The organism is Pseudomonas sp. BTN1 (assembly GCF_001907715.1).
GTDB lineage: Bacteria > Pseudomonadota > Gammaproteobacteria > Pseudomonadales > Pseudomonadaceae > Aquipseudomonas > Aquipseudomonas paracarnis.
The window spans coordinates 197,555-216,148 of sequence record NZ_MPBM01000009.1 but is presented as its reverse complement, the minus strand read 5'-3'; the positions used below and the strand labels follow the sequence as shown (position 1 = coordinate 216,148).

Sequence of the window (18,594 nt, the reverse complement as noted above, 5' to 3'; positions counted from 1 at the left end):
AACGCAAGTGATGATCGCGCCCCAATCATGGCAATTGAAACGACAACCCCAACAAACCGCCCCAATACCCTCGCCGCTTGGATCAAGTGCCTGGACGACGTGCTGCTGCCCGTGCCCCAGGCCAGCCACGAACGCGTGTGCAAAGCTATTCGCGATAGCCGCAGTTCATTGCGAGATATTGCTGAGTTGATGCAAAACAGTCCGGCCCTGGTGCTGAGTGTGATGCGCGAAGCCAACAGCCAAGCCCACGGCAGCCTGGCCGAACCTGCGGAAAACCTTGAAGTCGCACTTAACCGTCTTGGCCTCAAACGTGCCGAAGAGCTGTTGGCGCGCCTGCCTTCGGTACCCGCCCAGGAAATCCCCGTGGCCTTGCGTCAACTGTTGCTAATCAGCCAGCACGCATCCCAGCAAGCTAACGGTTTGTTCGGCAGTCGCCTGGCGCGGTTGTGGCAGGACATCCACTGGGGCAGCCTGCTGTTTTTGTCGCCACTGTGGCCGATGGCCGTCGCCTACCCCAAGCTTTTGGAAGAGTGGGAGTTGCGGGTGATCCATAAAGGCCAATCGGCACGCCAGGTCGAGCAACAGCTATTCGGCGTGCGCTTGCTCGACCTGTGCCTGGGCCTGACCGAAGCCTGGCACCTGCCGATCTGGGTTTCACAGGGCTACAAGTTGCTGTTGGCCGAGCAACGCCTGCTGGTCAAGGCGCTGCACATTGCCCGTCAAGACGATGCCCTGCGTCACCAGCAATTGCTCGATGCCGAGCCCAACCTGCGACGCTGGCTGAACCAGCCGGCCAATACCGTGTTGCTGGCCAATGGCTTGGCGATGTCGGCCCAGGAATCCTGGACCTGCCCGCACACAGAGCGCTGGCAATACCTGACGGCGCTGTACCTGCAAACGCCATTGAGCGATGTGCAACAGCAAGCCCACCAGCAAGCGGTGACCAGCGCTCGCACCACCTTGATGCCCGATCTCTGGCACCCGGCGCTATCGCTGATCTGGCCGTGGCATGTGCAGAAAGTCCATCGCGGCTTGCTGCCTGCACCACCGCCCACGGCCGAAGCCTTGGCCGTGTGGCGCACGCGCTGCACCGAGTTGCTGGTGGAGCCGAGCCGCTTTGCCAACGCCATGCACCTGACCACTTGCGCCAAGGAAGCCCTGGTCGCCAGTGGCATGCAGCGGGTACTGATATTCATGGCAGATCGCGCCTTGAGCACCTTGCGTGTACACCAGGCCGACGGCCTGCCCAAGGACGCGGCTCACCTGAGCCTGGATGTGGTGAACAGCACACTGCTGCAACGCCTGCTGGAAAAGTCCGCCCAGGTACGCCTGAACCCCGACAACCATGCGCAGTTTTCCGCATTGCTGCCACCGATCCTGCGTCGTCTGTTTATTGGCGAGCATCTGCTACTGCGCTCACTGAGCTGCAACGGCCGTGTGGTCATGCTGATCGTGGCGGACCAGGGCGGCGGGCCGTTCTCGGAAACCACCGTGCAAGCGTTCGGCAAAACCGCCCAATGCATCGAGAAAGCCCTGCACAGCTTTACCAACCGCAGCGCCTGATGCTTGCGCTACAATCACCGGCCTTTATCGCCAACATTTGTGCCCAGGAGACCTCACATGCCTGACTTCTCTGGCTTGCCGCTGGTGATCGAATCCGCCGACCTGTTGGGTCGCCTCGATTCCAAGCACTTGATACTGGTAGACCTCACCAGTGTCGCCCGCTACGCCGAAGGGCATATCCCCGGCGCGCATTTCGTTGACCCCAAGCGCACCCAACTGGGACAGCCACCGGCACCCGGCCTGCTACCAAGCAAGGCCGACCTGGAAAAACTGTTCGGCGAACTGGGCCACACCCCGGACGCCACCTATGTGGTCTACGACGACGAAGGCGGCGGTTGGGCCGGGCGTTTTATCTGGATACTCGACGTGATCGGCCACCAGAAATATCACTACCTCGACGGCGGCCTGCTGGCTTGGCTGGAGGAAGGGCACCCGCTTTCCACCGATGTGCCCCCAGCAGCCGGCGGCCCGGTCAGCCTTACGCTGCACGACGGCCCCACAGCCACCCGCGAATACCTGCAAAGCCGCCTCGGCGCGGCCGACCTGGGGATCTGGGACGCTCGTGGCCCGCTGGAGTATTCCGGCGAGAAAGTGCTCGCAGCCAAGGGCGGCCACATTCCCGGCGCGGTGAACTTCGAATGGACTGCCGGCATGGACAAGACGCGCAACCTGCGTATCCGCCGTGACATGCCGCAAATCCTCGAAGACCTCGGGCTGACCAAAGACAAAGAAATCATCACCCACTGCCAGACTCACCACCGCTCTGGCTTCACCTACCTGGTGGCCAAGGCGCTCGGTTATCCGCGAGTCAAAGGTTATGCCGGTTCCTGGGGCGAATGGGGCAACCACCCCGACACCCCCGTTGAGATTTAAGGTTTAAGGACAGTTATGAAAAAGCAGTTGTTTATCCTCAGCCAGTACTTGCTGCCGCACCACTTGCTGTCGCGCCTGGCTGGTTGCATCGCCGAGTGCCGCGTGCGCTGGTTCAAGAACGCCTTCACTGCCTGGTTCGCCAAGCGCTACCAGGTGGACATGTCCCAGGCCCTGGTGGAAGACCTGACCGCCTACGAGCACTTCAACGCCTTCTTCACCCGCGCGCTGAAAGACGGCGCCCGTCCGTTGGATCCAACCCCAGGCGCAGTGCTGAGCCCTGCCGATGGCGCGGTCAGCCAGCTAGGCCCGATCGAACATGGCCGTATCTTCCAGGCCAAGGGCCACAGCTTCAGCGTGCTGGAACTGCTCGGTGGCGATGCGGCAATGGCTGCGCCGTTCATGGGCGGCGAGTTCGCGACAATTTACCTGTCGCCCAAGGACTACCACCGGGTGCACATGCCACTGGCCGGTACCCTGCGCGAGATGGTGTATGTGCCAGGGCGGATTTTCTCGGTCAACCAGACCACCGCCGAAAACGTGCCGGAACTGTTCGCCCGTAACGAGCGCGTTGTCTGCTTGTTCGACACCGAACGCGGCCCGATGGCCGTGGTGTTGGTAGGTGCGATGATCGTTGCGTCGATTGAAACCGTGTGGGCCGGTTTGGTAACGCCGCCGAAACGCGAGCTGAAAACCTTCCGCTACGACGAAGCGGCCCGCGCGCCGATTCACCTGGAGAAGGGTGCGGAACTGGGTCGTTTCAAACTGGGCTCCACTGCCATCGTGCTGTTCGGGCCGGACCAGGTGAAGTGGGCTGAAGAACTGGCAGCGGGTACGCCGGTGCAGATGGGCCAGGGTATCGCCGCCGCTAAAGCCTGATATTGCTGGTGAGATTGATCGTTCCCACGCTCCGCGTGGGAATGCAGCCCGAGGCGCTCTGCGCCCAAAGCGTGACGCAGAGCGTCACTGGAGGCGTTCCCACGCGGAGCGTGGGAACGATCAGTGACAGTGAGATCGGCTTATAGCTGACCGTCGCGGTCACGCAAGCCCAGCAGATACAGCACGCCATCCAGCCCCAGTGTCGAAATCGCCTGCTTGGCCGATTGCTTGACCAACGGTTTGGCACGGAACGCTACGCCCAACCCGGCAATCGCCAGCATCGGCAAGTCATTGGCGCCGTCGCCGACCGCAATGGTCTGCTCCAGGCGCAAGCCTTCCTTATGGGCCAATTCCTTGAGCAGGTCGGCCTTGCGCTGGGCGTCGACAATCGGCTCCACCGCGACGCCAGTCACTTTGCCATCCACCACTTCCAGCTCGTTGGCGAATACATAGTCAATGCCCAGCTTGGCCTGCAACTGCTTGGCGAAGTACGTGAAGCCGCCGGACAGGATGGCGGTCTTGTAGCCCAGTCGCTTGAGTTCGGCGAACAGGGTTTCGGCGCCTTCAGTCAGGCGCAGCGACGCGCCGATCGAATCCAGCACACCCACATCCAGGCCCTTGAGCAGCGCCAGACGCTCCTTGAAGCTGGCACGAAAATCCAGCTCGCCGGCCATCGCGCGCTCAGTAATCTCAGAAACTTGCTCGCCCACACCGGCCGCCTTGGCCAGCTCGTCGATGACTTCGGCTTCGATCAAGGTGGAGTCCATGTCGAACACCGCCAAGCGGCGGTTGCGACGGAACAGGGAGTCTTCCTGGAAGGCGATATCGACATTCAGTTCCTGGGCCACGCTCAGGAAGTCGGCGCGCAGCGCTTGCGCGTCAGCCGGTTCACCGCGCACGGAGAACTCGATGCAGCCCTTGCCTTTGTCAGCCGGGGTGTCCAATGGCATGCGACCCGACAGACGGTCAATATGGTCGATATTCAATCCGTATTGCGCGGTGATCGAACTGACGCGCTGCAGCTGCTCAGCCGTTACCTTGCGGGTCAACAGGGTGACGATATGGCGCTTTTTACCCTGGCCTTCGACCCAGTGCTGGTAGTCAGCTTCGGACACCGGGGTGAAACGTACCTGTTGATCGAGCTTATACGCCGTAAACAGGATGTCCTTGAGTACCGAGGAGGCCTGTTCGGTACTGGGGATCTCCACCAGGATGCCGAACGACAAGGTGTCGTGGATCACTGCCTGGCCGATGTCGAGAATGTTCACACCACCCTGGGCCAGGACGCCGGTAATGGCTGCGGTGAGACCCGGTCGGTCTTCACCCGTGATGTTGATCAGGACAATTTCGCGCAAAGCGCACCCCCAGGCTGGAAAAAAACCGCATTCTACCCACTTTCAGTGACCATCGGGCACAGGCAGCGCTTTGCCGGCCAGGGGCCTGTCGCTATACTGCGCGTCAACTTCACGGACCAAGAGCCGAGCGCAAGTGAACCGGCCCACGCCAGTAAAAACCGATAACTTCTTCCTGCTGATCTTCCGGGCACTGCGCCATCGCCGTGTACCGATTGCATTGCGCATCGCCAGCCATAACGTGATCCTGGTCGCTCTGGCCCTGGTGATCTACGCCTGCGTGATGGGTTTGCAGTTCAAGCAGGCCATGCACGAGCAAGCTGACGCCCTGGGCGCGAGCCTGACAACCCAGACTGCCACTTCGGCGACTGAGTTGCTGGTGTCCAACGACATCCTCAGCCTCAACGTATTGCTCAACAACCTGACCAAGAACCCGCTGGTGGCCCACGCCGCCATCTATAGCGTGGACAACCGGATCATGGCCGAGGCCGGGCAGCGCCCGAAAAACGGCCTGCTCGGTGAGGCCGAAGGCCTGTATCAGAGCAATATCACGTTCCAGGACGTGAAGGCCGGCCAACTGCGTATCAGCCTTGATATGCAACAGTTCCAGCAGCCGATGACCATCAGCCTGCAAAGCATGGGCATCCTGAGCGCGATCCTGCTGGCCTTGGCCCTGGCCTTGAGCCTGCGCCTTGGTCGGCATATCTCCACGCCGTTGATGCAACTGCGCATCTGGCTGCGGGATATCGACGAACACACCCCGGCCACCGATCGCCAGGACGAAATCGGCGACCTCGCGCGCCAGCTCCACACCAGCTTTGCCCCGGAGCCGAAAGCGCCTGAAGCCGAGCCCGAGCCTGAGTACGACGACACCGAGGACTACAACGACGAGCCTGAGTTTGAAGTGCGCGACCTGCGCGACCCAGGCTTCGACGAAAGCGCCCCGGTGGCCGGCCTCAAGCCTGCGCCGCGCCATGTGATCAAGGCCGAGGAAGACGAGCTGGACGACGAAGACCCGTTCGCCGACCTGCGCGACACCTCGGCAGCCGCCCCAGTCGCTGCGCCCAAACCGGTTGCGGTCAAGAACGCCGAGCCACAGCACAGTGCTGTACTCGCCGTGCAACTGGGTGCCCAGGAGCAACTGCGCCGCCTGCCCCGCGCCCGCCTGACCGAACTGCTCGAACGCTACCGTGACTGCCTCGACCAGGCCGCTTCGCTCTACCAGAGCGAACTGCACACCCTGAACGATGGCAGCACGCTGATGCTGTTCCACAGCGAAGACAGCGGCGAGGACTACCTGACCAATGCCATCTGCTGCGGCGAGCTGTTGCGCGCCCTGGGCCATGCCCTGCAGATCGAAGTAGCCGACAGCGGCATTACCCTGCAACTGCAGCTGGGTCTAACTGTGGGTGACGACCTGTTTGGCATCAGCCAGATCGACCTGCTGCTGACCGAAATCGCCCAGGATGCCCTGGCCTTGTCCCAGCACAGCCGTAACCTCCTGCTCGTGGAGCGCAAGATCAGCGAAGACACGCTGATCCGCCAACGCGCACGTATCCGCCCGATTGCCAGCCCTGAAGGGGCCAGTTGTGTGGAGCGGTTGATGGAGCCGTATCCGTCGATGTTGGAACGGCAGTTGGCGCGGATGCATGAGACCCGTAAGCCCTGAGGCATAGCGTTATACCTACTGTGGAGCTGGGCTTATGTGGGAGCGGGCTTGCTCGCGAAGGCGGCGTGTCAGTCAGCTGATGCGCCCCTGACACACCTGATTCGCGAGCAAGCCCGCTCACACACAAGCCCACCCCCCATTTGGGTTGTGGTGCAGCTTAAATCGCAGCCCAACAAAAAGGCCCGCTTATTCAGCGGGCCTTTTGTTTGTGCGCCATTCAGATCAGAATCTGAACACTTCCAAGTCCGTACGAATCGGCGTGGCCATCGGCATCTTCGGTTTTTCCGGGGCCGCAGGCTTGGCCTGGGCGGGGGCCTGCTTACGCGGTTGCGCTTCGGCAATCGGCGGCTGGTTGGCCAATGGTTTGAGCGCCACCGACAACTGCTGTGCCAAGTGCTGCAACAGCACACCCTGGGCCTGGACCTGGGACGCAGTGGTGCCGGCGTGCTCTTCCTGCAGATGCACAATGCGGTTGTCCCGCACCTGCCCGCGACGGTCGATCAGGCGCCACTGTGCATCCAGGATCGCCGGTTGCGACTTGCCGGAATCCAGCCGCGTAATGGTCAGCAACACCTGTACATCCGGGGTGAACCCGGAGGGTCCCGGTGCCAGGACCACACGCTGGCTGTCCAGCTGGCCGGCGACCTGACGCAACATCAACTGGTTGATATCCGACGACAGGCTACCGGCCCAACGACCATCTGTGGAACCTTGCAGGCTGCCGTCGTTCTGACGTTGAAGCAGGGTTTCGCGTTGCAGGTAATCGGCAACCACTACCGGCCCCAGCAATACGGCCATGCCAGCGGTTTGGGCTGGCTGAGCCGGACTTCCGCTGTCCAGCTGGTACAGCGATACCGGTTGATGTGTGCTGCAACCCGCCAACCCCAAAAGGCCAGCGAGCATCAAAAATAGAGGAAGGCGTGGAGCAGTCATCATCCCATCCAAGTGGCTGCCACAAGGCGAACCACAATGTAATACTAAAAATAACCTGAACACGCTCGGCCACGCCGGCGCTGGAAAGGCCATATCATCCGTGAATATGCGCCATGACTCCAGCGCGAAAGCATCGATCTACGCGTTAAATCGTAGATCGAGGCCTCTAGTACCGCTTAAACCGGCGTTTCGACCAGCAAGGCATCCACTCGCTGGAAGCCTCGTGGCAGTTTGTTACCTCGCCGGCCACGCTCACCCTTGTAGTGTTCAAGGTCGTCAGGGCGCAATGACAACGTGCGCTTGCCGGCCTGGAGCACCAGGGTAGAACCTTCCGGGACCACGGCGATGTCAGTCACATACTCCTCGCGACTGGCCACCCGGTCACCGGGAATCCCGATGATCTTGTTGCCTTTACCCTTGCCCAGCTGCGGCAAGTCGCTGATCTTGAACACCAGCAAGCGCCCTTCGGTGGTCACCGACGCCAGCCAGTTACTCTCCCGATCCTCCACCGGCCTTGGCAGGATCACCTTGGCATTGTTCGGCAGGCTCAACAGCGCCTTGCCCGCCTTGTTCTTGGCCTGCAGGTCTTCACCCTTGACCACGAAACCGTAACCGGCGTCGGAGGCGATGACATACAGCGAATCATCGTCCGGCAACAGCACGCACTCGAAATTCGCCCCCGGTGGCGGCGTGAGGCGCCCGGTCAACGGCTCGCCCTGCCCCCGTGCAGACGGCAGGGTGTGGGCCGGCACCGAATAACTGCGCCCGGTCGAGTCGATAAACACCGCGAATTGATTGGAACGCCCGGCGGCAGCGGTCTTGAAGCCATCACCGGCTTTGTACGAAAGGCCGGTGGCGTCAATATCATGCCCTTTGGCGGAGCGAACCCAACCCTTTTCCGACAGAACGACGGTAATTTTCTCGTTGGGCAACAGCTCGGTTTCGGTCAGCGCCTTGGCTTCAGCGCGCTCGACGATAGGCGAGCGACGGTCATCGCCATAGGTTTCGGCGTCTTTGATCAGTTCGCTGCGCACCAGCTTCTTGAGCTTGGCTTCGCTGCCCAGCAGGGCTTGCAGCTTGGCTTGTTCCTTGAGCAGTGCATCCTGCTCGTCGCGCAGCTTCATTTCTTCCAGGCGTGCCAACTGGCGCAAGCGGGTGTCAAGAATGTAGTCCGCCTGGATTTCGCTCAGCTCGAAACGCGCGATCAGCTCGGCCTTCGGATGCTCGGCGGTACGGATGATATGGATCACTTCATCCAGGTTGAGGTAGGCGATCAGCAAGCCGTCCAGCAGGTGCAAGCGGCGCTCGACCTTGTCGAGGCGAAATTGCAGGCGGCGACGCACGGTCTGCACGCGGAATTCCAGCCATTCCACCAGCAGATTGCGCAGGTTCTTCAACTGGGGCTTGCCGTCCAGGCCGATGATATTGACGTTGACCCGGTAGCTGGACTCCAGGTCGGTGCTGGCAAACAAGTGCTGCATCAGCACTTCATGATCCACCCGGCTGTTGGTCGGGATGATCACGATGCGGCATGGGTTCTCATGGTCGGACTCGTCACGCAGGTCGGCCACTTGTGGCAATTTCGACGGCTTGGCCTGCATCAACGCGGCGATCTGCTCCAGCACCTTGGCACCCGATACCTGGTGCGGCAGCGCGGTCACAATAATGTCGCCGTCCTCGATGTGGTACACCGCGCGCATACGCACCGAGCCCTTGCCCGTTTCGTACATCTTCAGCAGGTCCGCGCGCGGCGTGATGATTTCTGCTTCGGTCGGGTAATCCGGGCCCTGGATATGCTCGCAGAGCTGCTCGACCGTAGCTTTGGGCTCATCCAGCAAGCGCACGCAGGCAGTGGCGACTTCGCGCAGGTTGTGCGGCGGCACGTCGGTGGCCATGCCGACCGCAATACCGGTGGTGCCGTTGAGCAGGATATTCGGCAAACGCGCCGGCAACACCAGGGGTTCGTCGAGGGTGCCGTCAAAGTTCGGCCCCCAGTCGGCAGTGCCCTGGCCCAGCTCGCTGAGCAGCACTTCGGAATAACGCGACAGCCGCGCCTCGGTGTAACGCATGGCGGCGAAGGATTTGGGGTCATCCGGTGCACCCCAGTTACCCTGCCCGTCCACCAGGGTATAGCGGTAGCTGAACGGCTGGGCCATCAGCACCATGGCTTCATAGCACGCCGAATCACCGTGGGGGTGGAATTTACCCAGCACGTCACCGACGGTACGCGCCGATTTCTTGTGCTTGGAATCGGCGTCCAGGCCCAACTCACTCATGGCGTAGATGATGCGCCGTTGCACGGGCTTCAGGCCGTCGCCGATATGCGGCAAGGCACGGTCCATGATCACGTACATGGAGTAGTTGAGGTAGGCATTTTCGGTGAATTCAGCCAGCGACCGGCGTTCTACGCCATCTAAACTGTCTGCGAGGATGTCACTCATGCGGGCCTCATCATGGGGTAAGGCGCAGCGGAACTGCCGCTGCGCTGATTCAATTCAAAAAAATCTCGATTCATGGCTGGGCACTCCAGCCGCCGTCCGGGGCGGCGAAACGATAGACCATCGGACGTTTTTCACCATCGGCACGCGGGCCGAAATTGTTGTCGATCCCGACCCAGGCACCGTCGGCATCCACCAACAGGGCTTCAGCCAGGCCATACGACTGGGGGTAACGTCGCTGCGGCGTCAGGGCTTCGTCGGCAAACGACCAGCACTGCTCAACCTTGGCCGTGAGCGGGTCGCGCCGGCAGATCTGGAACGCATTGCGCTCCAGGGTAAACAGCTTGCCGTTGAACAGCGACAAGTCGGCAAAGTCCTTGGACACGGCCTTGGCGTTGGGGAACTGCGCCGGTTGCACTTCCTGGCCGGCCTCGCTCAACAATACACAACGGCCATCGCAATCCCATACGCTCTGCCCACGCTTGATCGAGACCAGGCCACGGCGTTCGCGCTCGGCAGCCAGCCAGATCTGATTGCCTTCAGGGTTTACCGCCAGGCCTTCGAACAAGGCATTAAAGTGCAGCAACATGCCACTGGCCCTGGCTTCACGCACCATGCCCGGCGCGATTTTCAACCACTCGGGTGCGCCCGTTGCGGGTACCTGCAACACCGCGGCATGGGCTTCGCTGACAATGTAGCGGTTGCCTGCGGCATCACAACTGATGCCTTCAAAGTCCAGGTCACCACCACGTATGAACGAAGCGGCCTTGGTGCGCGAACGCAAGCCCCAAGGCAGGCCGGACTCGGGCACGGGCGGCACGTCGATCGTCAGCGCTTGCGCGCTCCAGGTCGGCGCACGGGTATCCAGGCGGTAGATCTGGTCGTCATCGCGGTCCGAAACCGTCCACAGCTCGTTGCCACACAACGCCAGGCCCGACAGGTTCCCACCGCGCATGCCGTCAACCGGGTGTTCCGAGACCAGTTTGAGCTCTGCCACGCTGGCTGCGGCCACCTGGGTGACCGCCAGCCCGCTCAACATCAGGATCGCCAGGGCGACGCCTGTGCGCATCAGCCCAGTACCTCAGCCAGGTTGCCTTTGGATTCAAGCCAGGTCTTGCGGTCGCCGGCGCGTTTCTTCGCCAGCAGCATGTCCATCATTTCCGAGGTGGCGGCGAAGTCTTCCAGGGTCAACTGCACCAGGCGCCGGGTGTTCGGGTCCATGGTGGTTTCGCGCAGTTGCGGCGGGTTCATTTCACCCAGGCCCTTGAATCGCGTGACCTGTGGCTTGCCGCGTTTCTTCTCGGCCACCAGGCGGTCAAGGATGCCATCGCGCTCGGCTTCGTCCAGGGCGTAGAAAATTTCCTTGCCCAGGTCGATGCGGTACAGCGGCGGCATGGCGACGTAGACGTGACCGGCATCCACCAACGGGCGGAAATGCTGCACGAACAACGCGCACAGCAAGGTAGCAATGTGCAGGCCGTCAGAGTCGGCGTCGGCGAGGATACAGATCTTGCCGTAGCGCAACTGGCTCATGTCTGCCGCGCCCGGATCGACGCCGATGGCGACCGCGATGTTATGCACTTCCTGGCTGGCCAGCACTTCGCTGCCATCGACTTCCCAGGTGTTGAGGATCTTGCCGCGCAACGGCAGGATCGCCTGGAACTCCTTGTCCCGCGCTTGCTTGGCGGAACCGCCGGCGGAGTCACCTTCCACCAGGAACAGCTCGGAACGCATCGGGTCTTGCCCGGCGCAATCGGCCAGTTTGCCCGGCAGTGCCGGGCCCTGGGTGATGCGCTTGCGCTCGACCTTTTTGCTCGCCTTCAAGCGCCGGCCGGCGTTGTTGATCGCCAGCTCCGCCAGGGCCAGGCCCAGTTCCGGATGCTCGTTGAGCCACAGGCTGAAGGCGTCCTTGACCACGCCAGAGACAAACGCCGCTGCCTCGCGGGACGACAGGCGCTCCTTGGTCTGCCCGGAGAATTGCGGTTCCTGCATCTTCATCGACAGCACGAACGCGATGCGCTCCCACACGTCTTCCGGCGCCAGTTTGACGCCGCGCGGCAACAGGCTGCGGTATTCGCAGAACTCACGCATGGCATCCAGCAAGCCTTGGCGCAAACCGTTGACGTGGGTGCCGCCCTGGGCCGTGGGGATCAGGTTGACGTAGCTTTCCTGCACGCTGTCGCCACCTTCGGGCAACCACAGCAGCGCCCAGTCCACCGCTTCTTTATTACCCGACAGGCTGCCGCAGAACGGCTCGTTGGGCAGGCGTTCGAAGTCGCTGACCGAGTCTTCCAGGTAAGAGCGCAGGCCGTCTTCGTAGTGCCACTCGACCTTCTCGCCGGTACCTTTGTCTTCAAAGCTGACCAGCAGCCCCGGGCACAACACAGCCTTGGCCTTGAGCACGTGCTTGAGGCGGCTGATGGAGAATTTGGGCGAATCGAAATACTTGGGGTCCGGCGCAAAGTACACGCTGGTGCCGGTGTTGCGCTTGCCCACGGTGCCGATCACTTCCAGGTCGGTGGCTTTGTAGCCATCGGCGAAAGTCATCTGGTACTCGTTGCCATCGCGCTTGACCTTGACCCGCACCAGGGTCGACAGCGCGTTGACCACGGAAATACCCACGCCGTGCAAACCGCCGGAGAACTGGTAGTTCTTGTTGGAGAACTTGCCGCCGGCATGCAGCTTGGTAAGGATCAGCTCGACGCCCGGCACACCCTCTTCGGGGTGAATGTCCACCGGCATGCCACGACCGTCGTCGGACACTTCCAGGGAATGGTCGGCGTGAAGGATGACTTGCACCGACTTGGCGTGCCCGGCCAAGGCTTCGTCGACGCTGTTGTCGATGACTTCCTGGGCAAGGTGGTTCGGCCGACTGGTGTCGGTGTACATGCCGGGGCGTTTGCGCACCGGGTCGAGGCCCGAGAGGACTTCGATGGCGTCGGCGTTATAAGAGCTAGCGCTGGGAGTGGCCATGGGGTCTCGTCGTGAGTCGTTCGATTAAAAAGTGACCTGCGATTTTCTACAGTGACGAAAAATCGAAGGATTGAAACTGATCTGCGCCAATGCCGGCAAAGCACAACAGTGCCGGCAATTGCTGGGCGAACCCCTGGTAACCATGGTCGCCACCGGCCTGGATGCGCAAGGCGCAGGCCCGGTAATACTGTTGGGCCAGGCGATAATCCAGGGTTTCGTCCCCGGTCTGCAACCACACCTGATAACGCGCGGCATCCTGGGGCGCCGGTACTTCCAGCTCGGCCAAGGCCGTGACGTGGTCCTGTGTCAACTCCCAGGTCTCATCGGTGTAGAGGTTCTTCTGGGTGCCCAGGTAACCGTCGAACATCCGATGGGGACTGACCGCCGGGTTGACCAGCAACGCCTTGAGACCATGGCGTTCGGCAAGATGGGTTGCATAGTAGCCGCCGAGTGAGCTGCCGACCAGCAGTGGCCGGCCCAGTTGCGCAATCGCTTGCTCCAATTGAAGAATTGCCTGACGAGGGTGGTGATGCAGCGCCGGTACGCGTAACTGGTCGGACAGGCCGAGGGTGCCCATCACGGTGGTCAACTGGCTGGCCTTGTTGGAAGCCGGCGCACTGTTGAAGCCGTGGATATACAGGATCGAAGCGGACATGCCGGGCTCTCCGTGCTGGGGCCAAAGAGGCGCAGTTTACAGGGAATGCAGGCATAAGCGGACCCAATGTGGGAGCTGGCTTGCCTGCGATGGCGGCGATTGAGTCAACGAGTCAGCGCCAGGTACACCGTCATCGCAGGCAAGCCAGCTCCCACCTTTTGATCAGTGTTTGCAGGCCTTAATAGCCGTTGCTGCCGTAATCGACCGTAAAAGCGAAGCCTTTGACCCGCTCCACCCCCGTTTCCAACCGTCCGTCGCCATGCAAGCGCAACCATCGATACCCCGGCGCTTGCTCGCTGACCTGGAAATCCTCACTTCCCGGCGCAAACTGGATACAGGTGGACGGCGAAGCCAGCAGTCGCACACCGTTGCGCTCGCCGTCGATTTCCTGATGCACATGGCCCCAAAGCAATGCCTTGGTCTGCGGGAAGCGCTCAAGCACGGCAAACAGAGCCTCGGGGTTGCGCAGGCCAATCGGCTCCATCCATGCACAGCCGATGGGCACCGGATGATGGTGGAAACACACCAGGTGATGGCGATCCGGTGCTTCGCTCAAGGCCTGCGCCAGCCGTTGCAGTTGCTCGTCTTGCAAGTAACCCGGCACCGACCCGGGTACCGCCGAATCCAGCAGGGTGATACGCCAGTTGCCGATATCCACCACCGGTTCGAGCAAATCACTGTGCATGGCAGCCTGGGCCATGACCTGCGGTTCGTCGTGGTTGCCGGGAATCCAGCGCGCCGGGGCGTCAAGGGGAGCGGTCAAATCGCGAAACTGTTGATAGGACGCCAGCGTGCCGTCCTGGGACAAGTCGCCGGTCGCCAGTATCAGGTCGATGGCCGGCTGTTGCGCACGCACCAGCTCGACCACCCGCTGCAGGCTTTCACGGGTGTTCATGCCCAGCAGCGTGGCGTCAGCGTCGGCAAACAGATGGCTGTCGGACAACTGCACCAGCAACACGGCATCAGGATTCACGGCGGATACGCTCGGCAAGGCGCTCTCCCTGGCAACTACAGGAATGGACATTTGGCGCGATTATGCTGGGGCAGGACACAAAGAGGAAACCCAAGGAAGCAGACGCAGTTCACCTCTACCGCACCACTTCAAACTCATGGCCCAAGGCCAGGCAGTGGCTGAGCCATTCACCGAGGAACACATTGAGCTGTGCTTTCTCATCGGGCTGGTGCATGAACACATTCGGGTAAGGATAGATGCTGCGAAAGCGTCGTGCGTGCTCGGCGCTGATCACTTCGGCCATACGGGCGTCGTGGTAGACCTGTACTTCCAGTTGCGGCACCGGCAACCACGGCAGGCTGTGTTCCTGGCGCACCCGCAGGGTGGTGGTGTACGGACAGGTGAGAATGACTTCCAGGGTCAGCACGCCGAGCATCTGGTCGCCATGGGTGACAGCAATGCGCCGCGCCTGGGGGGCGTGGCGCATGTCCGGGAGCAGGCGCATCAGCCGCGCATAGTTGGCCTCGCAGGCCGCTTGCAGCCCGATCAGGTCTACTCGATAACGTTCCCGTGCCTTTACTGCCATAACCCCCTCACTTCCGCGCGATTAAGCGCAAGCCATTGCAGGGCGATAATGCTGGCTGCGTTGGAAATCTTGCCGTCGCGCACCGCCTGCAAGGCATCTTCGAATGCCCAGGCGGTGACGCGGATATCTTCTGCTTCTTCTTCCAATCCATGGACGCCACCCGCGCCCGAGCTGTCGCAACGGCCCAGGTACAGGTGGACAAATTCGGTACTGCCGCCCGGCGATGGGAAATACTTGGTGATCGGCCACAGCGCGGAGAATGTCAGCCCAGCTTCCTCCTCGGCCTCGCGGTGTGCAACCTCCTCGGGTTGCTCATCCTTGTCAATCAGGCCGGCGACCATCTCCACCAGCCAGGGGTTATCGGCGCGGCCCATGGCGCCGACTCGGAACTGTTCGATCAGCACCACCTCATCGCGCAGCGGGTCGTAGGGCAGCACGCATACGGCGTCATGACGCACGAACACCTCGCGGTTGATCACCCGGCTCATGCCGCCGTCGAATTTTTCGTGGCGCAGTTGCACGCGATCGAGCTTGTAGAAGCCTTTATAGGCATTGTCACGCTGAACAATCTCGATTTTGTTCGGCGTCGACTTCGCGATGTCCGTCATGGTGTCCCTCGTTAAGCTCATGCAATGGGCGCCATCCTAACGCGCCGACGCCCGTTGATGCAGCCCCTTTGCGGTTGCCGGGAGAGGCGGCGAGCGTCAAACTCACTGCAATCAGTTTAGTGGCGAACTGGCGGCCACGTTGGCAGTCCAAGCGCTACTCTTTTCGCTTTCCATCGATTTACGAAGGACACACATGTCGCTTTTAAAAATCGCCTCCGTGGCCTGTATTGCCTTGACCCTGGGTGCTTGCCAGAGCCTGTTCCAACCTGCCTATCTCAAGCCGCTGGACGTTACTACCGACAAATCGGAGCAGATCAAGCCCGGCTGTGATAGCCCGGCCTGCCCGCTGGTGAACATCGACACCGTGCATTTCCCCACCGAGCCACAACTCGACAACCTGGTGGAACAGCGTTTGCTGCAAATGACCCGCACCACGCCTGGCGCCAGCGTACCGGCGAGCCTGACCGCCTACCGGAACACCTTCCTGCGTGAGTCGCCTGACCGCCACGGCATGTACTTGCAAGCCAAGGTACGTGACCAGCATGACGGACTGGTGATCGTTGAAGTGTCCAGCTACCTGGACACCGGCGTCGCCCACGGCGAGCCAGGCCGCGGGTTTATCAACTATTCACGGATTCTGCATAAGGAACTGACCCTGGCCGACATGCTGCTGCCCGGCCAGGAGCAGGCGTTCTGGAATACCGCTAAAGTTGCCCACAACAGCTGGTTGATCAGCACCAAGATGGATCGCGATCCGGAGTTCGTGAAGAGCTGGCCGTTTCAGAAAACCCCGAACGTGGCCCTGACCAGCGGCGGCGTGGTGCTCAAGTACAACGTCAGCACCATCGCCCCTTACGCACAGGGGCTGATCGAAATCACCCTGCCCTATACGCGCCTCACCGGCGTGATCAAGCCTGAGCTGATGCCGGCACGCCGCTGATCGGTTGTTATTGCAGGGGAGAGTGGGTGTTTGTCGGATCGCTATCGCGGGCAAGCCCGACTCCCACAGGGGACCGGCTGTGAACACAAAATCTGTGTCCACTTAGGCCAACTGTGGGAGCCGGGCTTGCCCGCGATGACGGCGGTGCAGGCACCGCCGCCTATGGATCAAACCTTCTTGTAGAGCTGGCTACCTTCCTGCTTGAACCGCTCAGCCTGCTCGGCCAAGCCCTTGGCCACATCCACATCCACCGCATCGATGCGCTGGTTGGCCGCGTACTCACGCACTTCCTGGGTGATTTTCATCGAACAGAACTTAGGCCCGCACATCGAACAGAAATGCGCGACCTTGGCCGAATCCTTCGGCAAGGTTTCATCGTGATATGAACGTGCGGTATCCGGGTCCAGGCCGAGGTTGAACTGGTCTTCCCAGCGGAACTCGAAGCGCGCCTTGCTCAAGGCGTTATCGCGAATCTGCGCGCCGGGGTGGCCTTTGGCGAGGTCGGCCGCGTGGGCCGCGATCTTGTAGGTAATGATCCCGGTCTTCACGTCATCCTTGTTCGGCAAGCCCAGGTGCTCCTTGGGCGTGACGTAGCAGAGCATGGCACAACCGAACCAGCCGATCATTGCCGCGCCGATACCCGAAGTGATGTGATCATAGCCGGGCGCAATGTCGGTGGTCAGCGGGCCTAGGGTGTAGAACGGCGCCTCGTCGCAGCACTCCAGTTGCTTGTCCATGTTCTCCTTGATCAACTGCATCGGCACATGGCCGGGGCCTTCGATCATGGTTTGCACGTCGTGCTTCCAGGCGGTCTTGGTCAGTTCGCCCAGGGTTTCCAGTTCGCCGAATTGCGCGGCGTCGTTGGCATCGGCAATCGAACCCGGGCGCAAGCCATCGCCAAGGGAGAAGCTGACGTCATAGGCCTTCATGATTTCGCAGATTTCGTCGAAATGCGTGTAGGTGAAGTTCTCTTTGTGGTGGGCCAGGCACCACTTGGCCATGATCGAACCACCACGGGAGACGATGCCGGTCACGCGCTTGGCAGTCAGCGGCACATACCGCAGCAATACCCCAGCGTGGATGGTGAAGTAGTCGACGCCCTGCTCGGCCTGTTCGATCAAGGTGTCGCGGAACAGCTCCCAGGTCAGGTCTTCGGCGGCGCCCCCGACTTTTTCCAGGGCCTGGTAGATCGGCACGGTCCCGATTGGCACTGGCGAGTTGCGGATGATCCACTCGCGGGTTTCGTGGATGTGTTTACCGGTGGACAGGTCCATCACCGTGTCCGAGCCCCAGCGAATGCCCCAGGTGAGCTTCGCCACTTCCTCTTCGATGGACGAACCCAGGGCGCTGTTGCCAATGTTGCCGTTGATCTTCACCAGGAAGTTACGGCCGATGATCATCGGTTCCAGCTCGGTGTGGTTGATGTTGGCCGGGATGATCGCGCGGCCCCGGGCGATTTCTTCGCGTACGAATTCAGGCGTGATGATTTTCGGCACGCTGGCGCCGAAGCTGTGGCCGGCGTGCTGCTGATCCAGCAAGCCACTGGCACGGGCTTCTTCAAGCTTCATGTTTTCGCGGATGGCGACGTATTCCATCTCGGCCGTGATGATGCCTTTGCGCGCGTAATGCATTTGCGTGACGTTGGCACCGGCCTTGGCGCGGCGCGGGTTCTTTACATGGGCAAAACGCAGGGCAGTCAGTTCGGCGTCGCTCAAGCGCTGCTGGCCGAAGTGCGATGTGAGACCGGGCAGGCGCTCGGTGTCGTCGCGTACTTCGATCCACGGCGAGCGCACGTCGGCCAGGCCTTTGCGCACGTCGATAATCACATTCGGGTCGGTGTAGGGGCCTGAGGTGTCGTAGACGGTAACCGGCGCGTTGATTTCGCCGCCGAAATCGGTAGGCGTGACGTCCAGGCTGATCTCGCGCATCGGCACGCGAATATCCGGGCGGGAGCCCTGCACGTAGATTTTTTGCGAGCGGGTAAACGGCTGCACGGAGCCGGAGTCGACCTTGGCCGATTCACTCAGGTGCACGGTATTTTTTAGTTTTGTACTCATCACGGGCTCTCCAACTTATCCAGGCGGTGGATTTTTGTCGGAGCGAACCTGTGACGGACGGACGCACTGTAACCAGTGCTGTGCTTGGCGCACGAGGGCTGTTCGATTGTCGAACAACA

At 61.4% G+C, this 18,594-nt stretch carries 15 protein-coding genes; 5 read left to right on the top strand and 10 right to left on the bottom strand.

The genetic code is table 11. The features are described from left to right. Window positions 1-27 precede the first annotated feature (27 nt). The 3 genes from BMH52_RS04580 to asd are packed head-to-tail and all read left to right on the top strand — an operon-like array spanning window position 28 to window position 3,312. On the top strand, window positions 28-1,563 hold the full coding sequence (locus tag BMH52_RS04580) for an HDOD domain-containing protein (RefSeq protein ID WP_073843022.1): 1,536 nt from the start codon (window positions 28-30) through the stop codon (window positions 1,561-1,563). A gap of 57 nt (window positions 1,564-1,620) precedes the next feature. Next, entirely contained in the window at window positions 1,621-2,436 is an 816-nt protein-coding gene (locus BMH52_RS04575; protein WP_073843020.1) for a rhodanese-like domain-containing protein, read from the top strand. Between the two features lie 15 nt (window positions 2,437-2,451). Next, complete coding sequence (asd, locus tag BMH52_RS04570) at window positions 2,452-3,312, top strand: archaetidylserine decarboxylase (protein ID WP_020301635.1); 861 nt, start codon at window positions 2,452-2,454, stop codon at window positions 3,310-3,312. Between the two features lie 140 nt (window positions 3,313-3,452). On the opposite strand, the gene serB is transcribed toward asd, so the two are convergent. Next, on the bottom strand, window positions 3,453-4,667 hold the full coding sequence (serB, locus tag BMH52_RS04565) for a phosphoserine phosphatase SerB (protein WP_003188034.1): 1,215 nt from the start codon (window positions 4,665-4,667) through the stop codon (window positions 3,453-3,455). Window positions 4,668-4,800: 133 nt separating this feature from the next. Here serB and BMH52_RS04560 point away from each other — a divergent pair, with 133 nt between their 5' ends. Next, window positions 4,801-6,333 (top strand): HAMP domain-containing protein, encoded by a 1,533-nt coding sequence (locus tag BMH52_RS04560; protein WP_060767946.1) that lies wholly within the window; start codon window positions 4,801-4,803, stop codon window positions 6,331-6,333. A gap of 222 nt (window positions 6,334-6,555) precedes the next feature. Here the strand turns inward: BMH52_RS04560 and BMH52_RS04555 are convergent, their stop codons facing one another. The 8 genes from BMH52_RS04555 to BMH52_RS04520 form a co-directional block, all read right to left on the bottom strand. Next, entirely contained in the window at window positions 6,556-7,269 is a 714-nt protein-coding gene (locus tag BMH52_RS04555) for a membrane integrity-associated transporter subunit PqiC (RefSeq protein WP_032873461.1), read from the bottom strand. 173 nt (window positions 7,270-7,442) lie between these two features. Then, on the bottom strand, window positions 7,443-9,707 hold the full coding sequence (parC, locus tag BMH52_RS04550) for a DNA topoisomerase IV subunit A (protein ID WP_020301636.1): 2,265 nt from the start codon (window positions 9,705-9,707) through the stop codon (window positions 7,443-7,445). Window positions 9,708-9,777: 70 nt separating this feature from the next. Continuing rightward, window positions 9,778-10,773, bottom strand: a complete 996-nt coding sequence (locus BMH52_RS04545) for an esterase-like activity of phytase family protein (protein ID WP_034134749.1) — start codon at window positions 10,771-10,773, stop codon at window positions 9,778-9,780. Continuing rightward, complete coding sequence (gene parE, locus BMH52_RS04540; RefSeq protein ID WP_003188026.1) at window positions 10,773-12,677, bottom strand: DNA topoisomerase IV subunit B; 1,905 nt, start codon at window positions 12,675-12,677, stop codon at window positions 10,773-10,775. Before parE ends, BMH52_RS04545 begins: the two co-directional genes overlap by 1 nt. A gap of 46 nt (window positions 12,678-12,723) precedes the next feature. After that, window positions 12,724-13,332: a YqiA/YcfP family alpha/beta fold hydrolase gene (locus tag BMH52_RS04535; RefSeq protein WP_014716651.1), complete on the bottom strand. Its 609-nt coding sequence runs from the start codon at window positions 13,330-13,332 to the stop codon at window positions 12,724-12,726. A 178-nt stretch (window positions 13,333-13,510) separates the two neighbouring features. After that, window positions 13,511-14,323: a 3',5'-cyclic-AMP phosphodiesterase gene (cpdA, locus tag BMH52_RS04530; RefSeq protein ID WP_073843017.1), complete on the bottom strand. Its 813-nt coding sequence runs from the start codon at window positions 14,321-14,323 to the stop codon at window positions 13,511-13,513. A gap of 97 nt (window positions 14,324-14,420) precedes the next feature. Next, entirely contained in the window at window positions 14,421-14,870 is a 450-nt protein-coding gene (locus BMH52_RS04525; protein ID WP_003188022.1) for a DUF1249 domain-containing protein, read from the bottom strand. Continuing rightward, window positions 14,861-15,478, bottom strand: a complete 618-nt coding sequence (locus BMH52_RS04520; RefSeq protein WP_032893869.1) for an NUDIX domain-containing protein — start codon at window positions 15,476-15,478, stop codon at window positions 14,861-14,863. The genes BMH52_RS04525 and BMH52_RS04520 overlap by 10 nt, the downstream gene beginning before the upstream one ends. 193 nt (window positions 15,479-15,671) lie before the next feature. Here BMH52_RS04520 and BMH52_RS04515 point away from each other — a divergent pair, with 193 nt between their 5' ends. Continuing rightward, a complete protein-coding gene (locus tag BMH52_RS04515) occupies window positions 15,672-16,418 on the top strand; it encodes an RsiV family protein (protein WP_073843015.1) in 747 nt (248 codons plus the stop codon). A gap of 167 nt (window positions 16,419-16,585) precedes the next feature. Here BMH52_RS04515 and thiC read toward each other — a convergent pair whose 3' ends face one another. Next, window positions 16,586-18,475 (bottom strand): phosphomethylpyrimidine synthase ThiC, encoded by a 1,890-nt coding sequence (thiC, locus tag BMH52_RS04510; protein ID WP_014716647.1) that lies wholly within the window; start codon window positions 18,473-18,475, stop codon window positions 16,586-16,588. Window positions 18,476-18,594 lie beyond the last annotated feature (119 nt).

What these genes read in the sequence shown, in the direction of transcription:
- BMH52_RS04580 (WP_073843022.1), top strand. Translation starts at nt 28, where the DNA reads ATGGCAATTGAAACGACAACCCCAACAAACCGCCCCAATACCCTCGCC.
- BMH52_RS04575 (WP_073843020.1), top strand. Translation starts at nt 1,621, where the DNA reads ATGCCTGACTTCTCTGGCTTGCCGCTGGTGATCGAATCCGCCGACCTG.
- asd (WP_020301635.1), top strand. Translation starts at nt 2,452, where the DNA reads ATGAAAAAGCAGTTGTTTATCCTCAGCCAGTACTTGCTGCCGCACCAC.
- BMH52_RS04555 (WP_032873461.1), bottom strand. Translation starts at nt 7,269, where the DNA reads ATGATGACTGCTCCACGCCTTCCTCTATTTTTGATGCTCGCTGGCCTT.
- parC (WP_020301636.1), bottom strand. Translation starts at nt 9,707, where the DNA reads ATGAGTGACATCCTCGCAGACAGTTTAGATGGCGTAGAACGCCGGTCG.
- BMH52_RS04545 (WP_034134749.1), bottom strand. Translation starts at nt 10,773, where the DNA reads ATGCGCACAGGCGTCGCCCTGGCGATCCTGATGTTGAGCGGGCTGGCG.
- parE (WP_003188026.1), bottom strand. Translation starts at nt 12,677, where the DNA reads ATGGCCACTCCCAGCGCTAGCTCTTATAACGCCGACGCCATCGAAGTC.
- BMH52_RS04535 (WP_014716651.1), bottom strand. Translation starts at nt 13,332, where the DNA reads ATGTCCGCTTCGATCCTGTATATCCACGGCTTCAACAGTGCGCCGGCT.
- BMH52_RS04525 (WP_003188022.1), bottom strand. Translation starts at nt 14,870, where the DNA reads ATGGCAGTAAAGGCACGGGAACGTTATCGAGTAGACCTGATCGGGCTG.
- BMH52_RS04520 (WP_032893869.1), bottom strand. Translation starts at nt 15,478, where the DNA reads ATGACGGACATCGCGAAGTCGACGCCGAACAAAATCGAGATTGTTCAG.
- BMH52_RS04515 (WP_073843015.1), top strand. Translation starts at nt 15,672, where the DNA reads ATGTCGCTTTTAAAAATCGCCTCCGTGGCCTGTATTGCCTTGACCCTG.
- thiC (WP_014716647.1), bottom strand. Translation starts at nt 18,475, where the DNA reads ATGAGTACAAAACTAAAAAATACCGTGCACCTGAGTGAATCGGCCAAG.